12 protein-coding genes are annotated in these 12852 nt (G+C 59.8%); 6 read left to right on the top strand and 6 right to left on the bottom strand.

The genetic code is table 11. From position 1 onward, the window contains the following. Positions 1-16 precede the first annotated feature (16 nt). Together IM282_RS04640 and IM282_RS04635 are read left to right on the top strand one after the other, a co-directional pair. Positions 17-589, top strand: coding sequence for a carboxymuconolactone decarboxylase family protein (locus tag IM282_RS04640; RefSeq protein ID WP_023299893.1), 573 nt, complete (start codon positions 17-19; stop codon positions 587-589). Continuing rightward, positions 579-1196 (top strand): CDP-alcohol phosphatidyltransferase family protein, encoded by a 618-nt coding sequence (locus IM282_RS04635; protein WP_192970192.1) that lies wholly within the window; start codon positions 579-581, stop codon positions 1194-1196. Before IM282_RS04640 ends, IM282_RS04635 begins: the two co-directional genes overlap by 11 nt. On the opposite strand, the gene IM282_RS04630 is transcribed toward IM282_RS04635, so the two are convergent. From IM282_RS04630 to xthA, 6 genes are all read right to left on the bottom strand, one after another. Next, positions 1193-2500, bottom strand: a complete 1308-nt coding sequence (locus IM282_RS04630; RefSeq protein WP_192970191.1) for a rhodanese-like domain-containing protein — start codon at positions 2498-2500, stop codon at positions 1193-1195. The genes IM282_RS04635 and IM282_RS04630 overlap by 4 nt on opposite strands. Positions 2501-2573: 73 nt before the next feature. Beyond that, a complete protein-coding gene (locus tag IM282_RS04625) occupies positions 2574-3194 on the bottom strand; it encodes an ATP-binding cassette domain-containing protein (protein ID WP_045621417.1) in 621 nt (206 codons plus the stop codon). Beyond that, positions 3194-4723: a thiamine ABC transporter permease gene (locus IM282_RS04620; RefSeq protein ID WP_192970190.1), complete on the bottom strand. Its 1530-nt coding sequence runs from the start codon at positions 4721-4723 to the stop codon at positions 3194-3196. The genes IM282_RS04625 and IM282_RS04620 overlap by 1 nt, the downstream gene beginning before the upstream one ends. Beyond that, positions 4696-5865, bottom strand: a complete 1170-nt coding sequence (locus tag IM282_RS04615; protein WP_192970189.1) for an ABC transporter substrate-binding protein — start codon at positions 5863-5865, stop codon at positions 4696-4698. The genes IM282_RS04620 and IM282_RS04615 overlap by 28 nt, the downstream gene beginning before the upstream one ends. 6 nt (positions 5866-5871) lie before the next feature. After that, positions 5872-6555: a TVP38/TMEM64 family protein gene (locus IM282_RS04610; RefSeq protein ID WP_192970188.1), complete on the bottom strand. Its 684-nt coding sequence runs from the start codon at positions 6553-6555 to the stop codon at positions 5872-5874. Between the two features lie 6 nt (positions 6556-6561). Further along, positions 6562-7368: an exodeoxyribonuclease III gene (gene xthA / locus IM282_RS04605; RefSeq protein WP_023299900.1), complete on the bottom strand. Its 807-nt coding sequence runs from the start codon at positions 7366-7368 to the stop codon at positions 6562-6564. A 433-nt stretch (positions 7369-7801) separates the two neighbouring features. On the opposite strand from xthA, the gene IM282_RS04600 reads away from it, so the two are divergent. Genes IM282_RS04600 through astB form a run of 4 tightly spaced genes read left to right on the top strand, consistent with a single transcriptional unit; the run spans position 7802 to position 12849 of the window. Further along, a complete protein-coding gene (locus tag IM282_RS04600; protein WP_192970187.1) occupies positions 7802-9022 on the top strand; it encodes an aspartate aminotransferase family protein in 1221 nt (406 codons plus the stop codon). After that, positions 9019-10053, top strand: a complete 1035-nt coding sequence (astA, locus tag IM282_RS04595; RefSeq protein ID WP_022647810.1) for an arginine N-succinyltransferase — start codon at positions 9019-9021, stop codon at positions 10051-10053. Before IM282_RS04600 ends, astA begins: the two co-directional genes overlap by 4 nt. Further along, on the top strand, positions 10050-11537 hold the full coding sequence (gene astD / locus IM282_RS04590; RefSeq protein ID WP_046618292.1) for a succinylglutamate-semialdehyde dehydrogenase: 1488 nt from the start codon (positions 10050-10052) through the stop codon (positions 11535-11537). The genes astA and astD overlap by 4 nt, the downstream gene beginning before the upstream one ends. Beyond that, positions 11524-12849, top strand: a complete 1326-nt coding sequence (gene astB / locus IM282_RS04585) for an N-succinylarginine dihydrolase (RefSeq protein WP_192970186.1) — start codon at positions 11524-11526, stop codon at positions 12847-12849. Before astD ends, astB begins: the two co-directional genes overlap by 14 nt. Positions 12850-12852 lie beyond the last annotated feature (3 nt).

Raw genomic sequence — 12852 nt, 5'->3', positions numbered from 1 at the left:
TCATCAGGAGAATCAGGTGAAAGAGACAGCCGCCTGGGTTGCGCCCATGGAAACCCTTCCCGTCAGCCTCAAGCCCATTGCTGCCATGCAGAAAAAACACTTCGGCGCGGTGCTGAACCCCACGCGCTGGTGGGGGCGTATGCCGCGTCTTTTCTGGCTGGTAGCGCTATTTGTCGGCTATCTGGAGCGGCGCAAGGCGCGTTTGACGCCGGTTCTGCGTTCGTTACTAATGACGCGGGTCTCGCAGATCTGCCACTGCGCATTTTGTATTGATGCCAACAGCCTGCGTCTGGCCGAGCGGAGCGGGGCGCTGGATAAAGTGCAGGCCGTCAACGACTGGCAAAATTCCACCCTGTTCAGCGAAGAGGAGCGCGCGGCGCTGGCCTATGCGGAAGCGGTCACCGCCACGCCGCCTCAGGTGGATGAAAATATCAAAAACCAGCTGAAGCGCCACTTTAGCGAAGAGACTATCACCGAAATGACGGCTCTGATTGCCTTTCAGAACCTTTCCGCCCGCTTTAACGCCGCGCTGGATATCCCGGCTCAGGGCCTGTGTGCCACGTTTAAAGGTAAACCGCATGCTGGATAAACATCTGCATCCACGGCTGAAGCCCGGGTTAAATCAGCTGGCCGCCGCGCTGGATAAACCGTTTATTACGCCTGATGGGTTAACGCTCGCCGGGTTAGCGATTGGCGTACTGGCGTTACCGTTTCTGGCGCTGGGCTGGTATCTGCCAGCGCTGGTCGCCATTGTGCTGAACCGGCTGCTGGATGGTCTGGACGGTGCGCTGGCGCGTCGCCGTGGCCTGACGGACGCGGGAGGATTTCTTGATATCGCCCTCGACTTCCTGTTTTACGCGCTGGTACCGTTTGGCTTCGCGCTGGCCGCTCCGGCTGACAATGCGATCGCCGCCGCCTGGCTGCTGTTCGCGTTTATGGGGACGGGCAGCAGTTTCCTGGCCTTTGCCGCGCTGGCGGGGAAGCATAATATCGACAACCCCGGCTACGCGCACAAGTCGCTTTATTACATTGGAGGATTAACGGAAGGAACGGAGACCATCGCGCTGTTTGTGCTGTGCTGCCTGTTTCCGGCACACTTCACGCTGTTCGCCTGGGCGTTTGGCGCGTTGTGCTGGCTGACCACCACAACGCGCATCTGGAGCGGTTACGTGACGCTGAGGTCACTCCCCCGCTAGCGTGCGCTCTCCGGTCCACGCTCCCCGGTGGAGACCGGGTTCTGCGGATGGCTGCTCCATTCGTACCAGCCGCCGTCGTAGACGGCAACGTTTTGCCAGCCCATGGCGCGGGCGTACATGAAGGCTTCAGACGCGCGCCAGCCAGTGCCGCAGTAAAACGCAACGTGCTGCTCCGGCAGGATATTCCACGTCTTCCACATGGCGGCAATATCATCGGCGCTGCGCATGGTGCCATCCGGATTGTGGAAATCTTCCATGTGGGTCGCGTCGCTACCCGCATGGCCCCAGCGCGCACCGGCAATGTCACCTTTTGGCTTGATATAGCTGTAGCCGCTGGTTTCACCGATAAACTCTGGCCAGGAACGAATGCTCACCAGGGATGCATCCTGACGGTGCAGCATTCCCCGGGCCTGTTCCATATCCACCATCAGCCGGGGCTGGCCCGGGATCGGCGCGCCAAAATCAGGGGCTGGCTTCACGTTCTCAGGCGTTCCGCGCTCAACGGGCAGGCTGGCGTCTGACCATGCCTTCCAGCCGCCGTCCAGAATTCGCACATCCTTCACGCCCGCGTAGAGCATGATCTGCGCCACGCGCGCGGCGGCATATACGTCGCGACCGTACAGAATGACGGTGGTATCGTGACGGATCCCGTGCTTCGCCAGCATCGCTTTCAACTTTTCGTCAGCGACCTTATTCCACAGCGGTTCGCTTTCCACTTCATTGGTGTCGATGTAGCCCGCGCCGGGAATGTGGCTCAGGAGATAAAGCTTCGGCGCACCCCAGCCAGCCTCGATCACCTTCCACTCTCCGGCTGGTGCGGCAGTAACGGGTTTGCCCTGCTGCAACAGGTGGATCCACTGCGGATAAACCAGCTGTTCAAAATGTGCCAGACGTTGCAAACGGTCGGATTGTTGCAGGGCATCGCTCAGGATGGAAACGTGGGTAAAACCCGCTTTTTCCAGCCGCGTTTTGACGGTCTGGTTGTCATCATCATTGCCATAGAGCGCAACCGGCATGTCAGGCGTAAGCCGATGCTGTTTTGCCCAGCCGCTGAGCTGTTCATCGCTCATTGCCCCAAGCCAGCCTGCAGAGAGATTAAGCGCGGCGGGTTCATGCCCGGACGTTCCGCGCAGCGTCTGCGGCCAGCCGTTAAAGAACGCACTGACGCGCGTATCAATTACCGCGCCGTTTTGCGCCTGGAGCTGGTCCAACGTGAGGGAGTGGGGCATATCAGCCGCCATGGAGGAGAGTGAGGCGAGGCCGCAGATCAGAGCCAGCGCGGTCAGTTGAGAAACACGTTTCATCGAAAAACCTGACGTCATTAAAAGAGGGTGGCATTGTCGTCTCTCCTGAAGCCAAAAACATTGCGTTAGCACATTATTGCCAGCGAGAAATCTCAATCACCTCTCCGCCGGGCGGGATATCTTCCTCATCATGCGTGACCAGCACCATCGGGATCTTGCGCTGGCGAGTGGTTTCGAATACCCACGCCCGGAATGAGGCGCGGAGCGTTTTATCCAGTCGGCTGAACGGTTCGTCGAGCAGCAATGCCTGCGGCTGGGCGAGAAGGGCGCGCAGCAGGCTGACCCGGGCGCGCTCGCCGCCGGAAAGGGTCGCCGGATCGCTGGCGTAGAGGTTTGCCAGCCCGGCAGATTCAAGAGCCTGCTCTACCGCGTCGCGCCGCGCGCGTCCGGCAATGTGCGCCGGCAACGCCAGCATCAGGTTTTGCCCCACGCTGAAGGCGTCAAACAGCAGGGCGTCCTGAAACAGAATGCCGATCCCGCGCGTTTCCACGGGGAGCATATCGCAGCGACGATCGTTCAGCCACAGCTCGCCGTGCGCCTTAAAATCAGCGGATAACGCGCCCACCATCCAGGCGAAAAGGGTCGATTTCCCGCTCCCGGAGGGTCCCATCAGCGTGAGAATCTCCCCTGCCGGGACGCGGAAGTTGACCTCACGTAAGAGAGGCGCAATGGTGAGATTTTTCACGTTCAGCATTAACGTAATCCTTGTCTGTGACGGCCCACGAACCGGGCGAGCAGCGCGGCAAGGGCAAATACGCTGCTGGTCAACAGCAACAGACCCAGCGCCCGGCTGGCAAGGATCGGAACGCTGCCGCCGCTGCTGAGGGCGACCGCCTCCGTCGTCAGAGTAGTAAAACGACCCGCTCCCAGCCAGAGGGTGGGCATGTACTGGGCCATGCTCACGGAAAAGCCGGTGGCAAAGGCCAGCAGGGCCGGACGAACCATCAGGGGACATTTCACTAACCAGAAAATTTTCGCCTGTCGCCAGCCCAGCGTTCTGGCGGTGAGGATAAGCCGGGGATCGAGCCTGCGCCAGGCCGGTTGCAGCACCAGGAGCATCCACGGGAGAACCCAGAGCATATGGCTCCAGAGCACCGCTGCGTACTGGCCGTCGATGCCCAGCCTCAGCGCCACGGCATACTGCCCGGACACGAGGGGCAGCGCCGGGAGGGCAAGCGGCAGCCAGATCCACACCGCGCCGCGCTGGGGTCCCCACTCAAGCCAGATCATGAGGATGGCCAGCGCTGTCAGGCTGGACAGCAGTCCCAGTGAAAGGCTGTCGCTGACGGGGCCGATGTCGCCCCGGCGTGCCAGCATCAGCAGAACCAGCGCACAGAGCACGCCGCACAGCGGCAGTAACCCGCCCAGCGTCCGTGCGGGCAACGCGGTATGCGAAGCGCGACGTACCCCCGAGACGTCAGGCTGGGCGCGCCGCCAAGCCGTCCAGAGGCTGTATCCCACCGCGGCAAGTGCGGCCAGCAGCAGGAGCAACACCAGACACAGCAACGTTCCTTTTGTCTGCTGCTGCGCATCGCCCTGGGTGAGCCACTGCCAGGCCAGCACCGCCAGCGTAGGTGGGTTGCCCGGCCCGAGCACGATCGCCACATCCACCACGGAAAGCGACCAGGCGAGCACCGGCAGCATCACGGCGCCCAGCGCGGGGGCGATAGCCGGGAGGACGAGCCAGTTGAGCGCCTGCATTCGTCCGTAGCCGAAGGTATGCAGGACAATTTTCTGCTGTGCGAGGCGCTTTTCAGGCAGCGCGGCGTAGATTGCCCACAGAACGAACGCGCTCTCTTTGACCGCAAGCGTCAGGCCAAGCCCGATACCGTAGCGGTCAAGCTGCGGCGAACAGACTGTACAGATCCGGTAAAACTGACCGCCTTCCGCAAACAGCAGCAGCGCGCTGGTGGCGAAGGCGACGTGCGGCACGGCTAACAGCCACGGCAGACGGGTGCTCAGGCGCTGCCAGCCATCACCCGGCCAGAGAAGCGCAAGCAGGCTCAGGGCGATAAACAGTGAACCCAGCGTCGCGATGAGGGTTGACACCAGCGTAGCGGCCAGCGCCTGCGGCAGCTGCGGGTCGGCAAACAGCGCCGCCCAGTTACTGAGAGAAAACGCCGGGGCCAGCAGCATGCCGCTGGCGGGAAGCAGTGGCAGATAGATGACCGCCATTGCCGCCCAGACCAGCCCGCTTAGCGGGTTCCGTAGCGGCGAAGCCATTCCTGCTCCAGGGCGTTAACCCAGGCGGCGTGCGGTTCGGGAAGCACATCAGGCGTGCCTGAAGGGGTAAAGGCATGAAGCTGTTTTGCCGCTTTCGCAGGTAGTTTGGCACCATCCAGCGTGCTCGGGTCACCCCAGACGGCAGGATCGGCTTTGCGGATCTGCGCCTGCGGTGACAACAGGAAATTTGCCACCACTTTCGCCCCTGCGCTCGCACTGGCATTTGCCGGGATTGCGACAAAATGGACATTGCCGATCATACCTTTGAGAAAGCCGAAACTGTAGCTGTCGGCAGGCAGTTCACCGCTCGCCACCTTTTGCATCGCATGGGCGGGGTTAAAGGTGAGCGACAGGTTCAGGCTGCCGCTGGCCAGCAGCGTATCCATGCGCGCAGGCGATGGCGGAAAATCGTTCCCTTCGCGCCACAGCAGGGGATGCAGCGTATCAAGATAGTTCCACAGCGGCGCGGTGATCTCTGCAAAGGTGCCGTCCGGCGCGTTTTTTAACGCCTCCGGATGGGCGGTCAATGCCAGCAGAAGCTGTTCAAGAAACGCCGTGCCAGTAAAATCCGGCGGTCGCGGATAGCTCACCTTGCCAGGGTGCTGCTGAGCGTAAGCCAGCAGCGCGTGGGGATCTGCCGGAGGCGTCGGCATACTCGCTTTACGGGCGATGAAGGTTAACTGCGCGCCGCCCCATGGGGATTCCGCCCCATCGGTCGGGATGGCAAAATCTTCCGTGACCGGTTTACGGGTATCGACGTAACGCCAGTTGGGTAGGGTTTGCGCCCAGCCGGTGAGCAGCAGGTTTGCCTCCTTCAGCGTGCGGAAGTTTTCCCCGTTTACCCAGAGTAGATCCACCGACCCGTTACTGCTGCGTCCTGCGGCCTGTTCCGTCTGGATCCGCTTCACCGCATCGGCGGCATCGGCCAGATGAACGATCTTCAGGTTAATGGCGTAGTGCGTTTTCATCTCGCCGCTCACCCAGTCGAGGTAGCGGTTAACGGCCTCGTCACCGCCCCAGGCGTTAAACCAGACGGTCTGCCCGGTGGCCTGTTGCTGAATGGATTGCCAGCTTTCTGCGGCGAAGGCAGAGGTTGCCAGCAGCAGACTCGTCAGAAACGCGCAAAAACGCACCCGGCGCATAATGCCTCACTTTTTAATCGAAGGGATGTAACGGGAAAACAGCCAGCGAGTGACCAGCGGTAATAACCCTAATAGTGTAAAGGCGAACAGCAGTCCCGGCGACAGAATATCGCGCAGCGTGGTGAGTTTTCCCAGCTCGCGTCCGGCGTTCAGATAAATGACGGTGGCAGGTAGCATCGCAAGCTGGCTGACCCACCAGTAGTGACGCACCTGGATACGGGTTAGCCCCATCAGCAAATTGACCAGAAAGAACGGAAACAACGGCATCAGGCGCAGGGCAAAAAGGTAGCGCGCGCCATCGCGAACCATCCCCACATCGATCGTGTTCATCTGTGCGGCAAAGCGCCGTTGCACCCAGTCACGCAGCAGATAACGGCTGACGAGCATGGCAAGCGTGGCGCCGAGCGTCGAGGCCAATGACACCAACAGCGTCGCCTCCCACAGGCTGAAAATCGCCCCGCCGAGCAGCGTCAGAAGCGCGGCCCCGGGTATCGACAGCGCAGAGACCAGAACGTAAACCGCAAAATAGATCAGCGCGCTCTGAAGGGGCGCCTGCTCCACACGATCGAGCAACGTTTGCTGGTGTATTTTTAGCGTGTCGAGGGAGAGCATGCCCGGAGGAAGCAAAACAACGATTAAAACAAATGCGCCCAGAAGGGCGCACAGGAGAATGATTTTTTTAATATTCACTGAGGATTACAGCTTGAACGTTGCCCATACCGGCGCATGGTCGGACGGTTTTTCCATGCTGCGAATATCATAGTCGATACCGGTTTCGATGCAGCGTTCGGCCAGGGGGGCGCTCGCCAGCAGCAGATCAATACGCAGGCCCCGGTTGTCATCGAAGCCTTTAGAGCGGTAGTCAAACCACGAGAAGCGATCCTGCGTCTCCGGGTTAGCGGTGCGGAAGGTATCCACCAGCCCCCAGTCAAGCAAGCGCTGCATCCACTCGCGCTCTTCCGGCAGGAAGGAACATTTCCCGGTGCGCAGCCAGCGCTTGCGGCTGTCTTCGCCAATGCCAATGTCCAGATCAGTCGGGCTGATATTCACATCCCCCATGATCAGCACCGGATTATCTTTGTTGAGTTCGGTCGTAAGGTAGTTTTGCAGATCCTGATAAAATTTGGCTTTGGCCGGGAATTTGGTCGGGTGGTCGCGGCTTTCACCCTGCGGGAAGTAACCATTAATCACAGTGATGTTACCCAGCGGGGAAGGCAGCTCAGCCATGATGAGACGACGCTGTGCTTCTTCACCGTCACCCGGGAAGCCACGACGCACCGACACCGGCGTATCTTTGGTCAGCAGCGCAACGCCGTAGTGGCCTTTCTGACCGTGGTAAAAAACGTTATAGCCCAGCTTCGCTACCTCTTCGAGCGGGAACATATCGTCGTGAACTTTTGTCTCCTGCAAGCCGATCACATCTGGCTGATGTTGCTCAACAATCGCTTCGAGCTGGTGAGGGCGGGCACGCAGGCCGTTGATATTAAAAGAGACAAATTTCATAGTCGCTGCCAATGCAAGGTGAATAGTGCAAGGATGGTAGCAGAATTTACGTCGTCTGTTATCCGCTTCGCCCAATTACTGCGACAGATAATGCCGACGGTGCAATATTTGCACCATTTCGACGCGTTTTGCCCTCGAACAGGGCGTAAAGGACCGATAAATTTCGCGAGCGATCACAATTCCAGAATTATATTTGGCATGTGCATACTCTTTCTTGTTTTCGTGCGGCAAAGCGCCGCTTACTGTAAAAATATTCACTATTTATGCATTAATAGTGAATAACTCCATATTGTAACTCATTGATATTCTGTTACCCAAATCCGTTTATGCATTTTTATCGCTGGCTGGCACGAACGCTGCAATCTACATTCACAGTGCAAACACTCAATTATTTAACATTTAAACAACCTTTTATTTACCGGATGAGGTCGCTATGTCTCTGTCAGTTACGCGTGAAAATTTTGATGAATGGATGATGCCGGTATACGCTCCGGCGGCTTTTATTCCGGTACGTGGGGAAGGCTCTCGCCTGTGGGATCAGCAGGGCAAAGAGTATATCGACTTTGCGGGTGGGATTGCGGTGAATGCGCTGGGGCATGCAAACCCGGCGCTGCGGCGGGCGCTGAATGATCAGGCGGCGAAATTCTGGCATACCGGCAACGGTTATACCAACGAACCGGCGTTGCGTCTGGCGAAGAAGCTGATCGACGCCACTTTCGCAGAAAAAGTCTTTTTCTGTAACTCCGGCGCGGAAGCGAACGAAGCGGCGCTGAAGCTGGCGCGCAAATATGCGCACGATAAATTCGGCCCGCACAAGAGCGGCATCGTAGCCTTTAAAAATGCCTTCCATGGCCGCACGCTGTTTACCGTCAGTGCGGGTGGTCAGCCCTCATATTCTCAGGATTTTGCGCCGCTGCCGCCGGATATCCGTCATGCGGCGTATAACGATTTACACTCTGCCAGCGAGCTGATTGACGACACCACCTGTGCGGTGATTGTCGAGCCCATGCAGGGGGAAGGCGGCGTCATGCCCGCCCAGAAAGCGTTCCTGCAAGGGCTGCGCGAGCTGTGCGATCGGCATAACGCGGTCCTGATTTTTGACGAAGTCCAGACCGGCGTGGGCCGCACGGGTGAGCTGTACGCCTACATGCACTATGGCGTGACCCCGGATGTGCTTTCAACAGCCAAAGCGCTCGGCGGCGGCTTCCCGGTGGGGGCGATGCTGACCACCGATACATTCGCCAGCGTGATGACCGTGGGCACCCATGGCACCACTTACGGCGGTAACCCGCTGGCAACCGCTGTCGCCGGACAGGTGCTGGATATCATCAACACTCCTGAGGTGCTTAGCGGCGTGAAGCAGCGTCACCAGTGGTTTGTTGAGCGTCTTACCGCCATCAATAACCAGACCGGCATGTTCAAAGAGATCCGCGGTCTGGGGCTGTTGATAGGTTGTGAGCTTGCCCCTGAGTTTGCTGGCAAAGCGAAGCTGATTTCACAGGAAGCGGCAAAGCAGGGCGTGATGGTGTTGATTGCCGGCGCTAACGTGGTGCGGTTTGCCCCTGCGCTGATCGTCAGTGAGGAAGAGGTCAGAACCGGGTTAGATCGTTTTGCGCTGGCCTGCGAACAGGTGAAGTGCGGGGTGTCATCATGATGGTCATCCGTCCCGTTGCGCACGGCGATCTCGCCGGGCTTATGCAGCTTGCCGGTAAGACAGGGGGCGGGCTGACCTCGCTGCCTGCCGATGAAAAAACGCTGTCGGCGCGCATTGAGCGCGCCCTGCAAACCTGGCAGGGGACGTTGCCAAAAAGCGAACAGGGCTATGTGTTCGTGCTGGAAGAGACCGACACGGGAACCGTGGCGGGGATTTGCGCCATCGAGGTGGCCGTCGGGCTCAACGATCCGTGGTACAACTACCGCGTCGGCACGATGGTCCACGCCTCGAAAGAGCTGAACGTCTACAACGCGCTGCCGACGCTCTTTCTCTGTAATGACCATACCGGCGCCAGCGAACTCTGCACCCTGTTTCTCGATCCGGACTGGCGCAAAGAGGGTAACGGTTATCTGCTCTCCAAATCGCGCTTCATGTTTATGGCCGCCTTTCGCGACCGCTTCAACGAAAAAGTGGTCGCGGAGATGCGCGGCGTAATTGATGAGACGGGCTACTCGCCGTTCTGGGAGAGCCTGGGCGAACGCTTCTTCTCCATGGAATTCAGCCGGGCGGATTACCTGTGCGGTACCGGTCAGAAGGCGTTTATCGCCGAGTTAATGCCGAAGCATCCTATTTATACCCATTTCTTAACGCCGGAAGCGCAGGCGGTGATCGGCGAAGTTCACCCGCAAACCGCTCCGGCCCGTGCAGTGCTGGAGAAAGAGGGTTTTCGCTACCGTAATTACGTCGACATCTTTGACGGCGGTCCGACGCTGGAATGCGACATTGACCGCGTACGCGCCATCCGTAAAAGCCGCCTGGTTGAGGTTTCAGAAGGCCAGCCCGCGCCGGGCGAGTGGCCAGCCTGTCTGGTCTCGAACGAGAATTACGCCAACTTCCGCGCCATGCTGGTGCGAACCAACCCAACATGCGAGCGTCTGGTACTGACGGCTGCGCAACTGGATGCCCTGAAATGTAACGCTGGCGACACGGTTCGCCTGGTGCGGCTCTGCCCTGAGGAGAAAACAGCATGACTCTATGGATTAACGGTGACTGGGTAACGGGCGAAGGTGATGCGCGGACAAAAACTAACCCGGTCGGCCAGGAGGTGCTCTGGTCGGGGAGCGACGCCAGCGCCGGGCAGGTTGAGCAGGCCTGCCAGGCTGCACGCCGCGCGTTTCCGGCATGGGCGAAACGGCCATTCTCCGAGCGCCAGGCGCTGGTTGAGAAATTTGCTGCGCTGCTGGAGGCCAATAAAGCAGAGCTGACCCGCATCATTGCCTGCGAAACCAGCAAGCCGCGCTGGGAGGCAACAACCGAAGTGACGGCGATGATCAATAAAATCGGTATATCGGTGAAGGCGTACCATGCCCGCACCGGTGAGCAGCATACCGGGATGCCGGACGGCGCCGCCACGCTGCGCCACCGTCCGCACGGGGTGTTGGCGGTGTTTGGCCCGTACAACTTCCCCGGGCATCTGCCGAACGGGCATATTGTGCCTGCGCTGCTGGCGGGAAATACCGTTATCTTCAAGCCGAGTGAGTTAACCCCCTTAACCGGAGAAGCGGTGGTAAAACTCTGGGAGCAGGCAGGGCTGCCGCCGGGCGTGCTGAATCTGGTGCAGGGCGGGCGTGAAACCGGTCAGGCGCTGAGTGCGCTGAGTGACATTGACGGTCTGCTGTTTACCGGCAGTGCCGGAACGGGTTATCAGCTGCATCGTCAGTTGGCGGGGCAGCCGGAAAAAATTCTGGCGCTGGAGATGGGTGGCAACAACCCGCTGATTGTGGAAGATCCGGATGATATCGATGCTGCGGTCCACCTGACCATTCAGTCGGCATTCATTACCGCCGGACAGCGCTGCACCTGCGCCCGCCGCCTGTTGGTTAAACGCGGCGCGCAGGGGGATGCGTTTCTTAAGCGTCTGGTGGAGGTGAGCGGGCGTCTGGTTCCCGCGAAATGGGATACCGAGCCGCAGCCGTTTATCGGCGGGCTGATCTCCGGGCAGGCGGCGCTGAACGTGCTGAAAGCGTGGCAGGAGCACGTGGCGTGCGGGGCGAAAACCCTGCTGGAGCCGAAGCTGGTTCAGCCGGGCACATCGCTGCTGACGCCGGGGATTATTGAGATGAGTGCGACGAGCAACGTGCCGGATGAAGAGGTCTTTGGCCCGCTGCTGTGCGTCTGGCGCTATGACGATTTTGCATCGGCGATCGAGATGGCCAACAACACCCGCTACGGCCTGTCGAGCGGCCTGATATCCCCGCATCGCGAGAAATTCGACCAGCTGCTGCTGGAAGCGCGCGCCGGGATCGTGAACTGGAACAAACCGCTGACCGGCGCGGCGAGCACCGCGCCGTTTGGTGGCGTAGGGGCATCGGGCAACCATCGCGCCAGCGCCTGGTATGCCGCCGATTACTGCGCGTGGCCGATGGCAAGCCTGGAAACCCCGGCGCTGACGCTGCCGGAGACGTTGAATCCGGGGCTGGATTTTACAGAGGGTGACGCCCATGAAAGCGCGTGAGGTTAACTTTGACGGACTGGTGGGGCTGACGCACCACTATGCCGGGCTGTCGTTCGGCAATGAAGCTTCGACGAAGCACCGTTTCCAGGTCTCGAACCCGAAGCTGGCGGCCAAGCAGGGGCTATTGAAAATGAAGGCGCTGTCCGATGCCGGTTTCCCGCAGGCGGTAATCCCGCCGCAGGAGCGGCCGAACGTGGCCGTGCTGCGCCAGCTGGGCTTCAGCGGTACGGATGAACAGGTGGTTGAAAAAGCCGGTACGCAGTCCCCACAGCTGCTTTCCGCGGCCAGTTCAGCCTCTTCAATGTGGGTAGCGAATGCCGCCACCGTCGCGCCGTCGGCGGATACGCTGGACGGCAAAGTGCATCTGACTGTCGCTAACCTGAACAACAAATTCCACCGCGCCAGCGAAGCGGAGACCACCGGGCGTGTGCTGCGCGCCATTTTTAATCATGATGCGCATTTTGAGGTGCATTCGGCGCTGCCGCAGGTCGCGATGTTTGGCGACGAAGGGGCGGCAAACCACAACCGTCTGGGTGGCGATTACGGCGATCCGGGTTTGCAGCTGTTTATCTATGGACGGGAAGAGGGCGGCCACGCCGCGCCGGTTCGTTATCCGGCGAGACAAACCTTAGCCGCAAGCCAGGCGGTTGCACGGCTGAACCAGGTTAATCCTACTCAGGTGATTTTTGCCCAGCAAAATCCGCAGGTGATCGACCAGGGCGTGTTTCATAACGACGTGATTGCCGTTTCCAACCGTCAGGTGCTGTTCTGCCACGAGCAGGCGTTTGCCCATCAGGAAAAGTTGCTGGCCACGCTGCGCGAACGCGTGCCGGGATTTATGCCGATTCAGGTGCCCACGCAGGCGGTAAGCTTGCAGGATGCGGTCGAAACGTATCTGTTCAACAGCCAGCTGCTGAGCCGGGATGACGGCAGCATGATGCTGGTGCTGCCGCAGGAGTCCCGCAACCATCAGGGCGTCTGGCGCTATCTCAGCGAACTGGTGCAGGCGGATAACCCGATTGATGAACTGCGCGTGTTTGATCTGCGGGAAAGTATGGCCAACGGCGGGGGACCGGCGTGCCTGCGACTGCGCGTGGTGTTAACGCCGGAGGAAATGCAGGCCGTGAATCCGTCGGTGATGATGAACGACACGCTGTTCAATACCCTCAATGACTGGGTGGACCGCTACTATCGTGACCGTCTGGTTCAGGCCGATCTGGTTGATCCGCAGCTGCTGCGCGAAGGCCGCGAGGCGCTGGATGCATTATCAACCATCCTGCAACTGGGATCGGTTTATCCGTTCCAGCGCTAAGGA

This window comes from Enterobacter cloacae complex sp. P29RS (assembly GCF_014893445.1).
GTDB classification, from domain to species: domain Bacteria; phylum Pseudomonadota; class Gammaproteobacteria; order Enterobacterales; family Enterobacteriaceae; genus Enterobacter; species Enterobacter intestinihominis.
The sequence above is the reverse complement of the archived record's forward strand: the minus strand, read 5'-3'. Positions and strand labels throughout refer to the sequence as shown.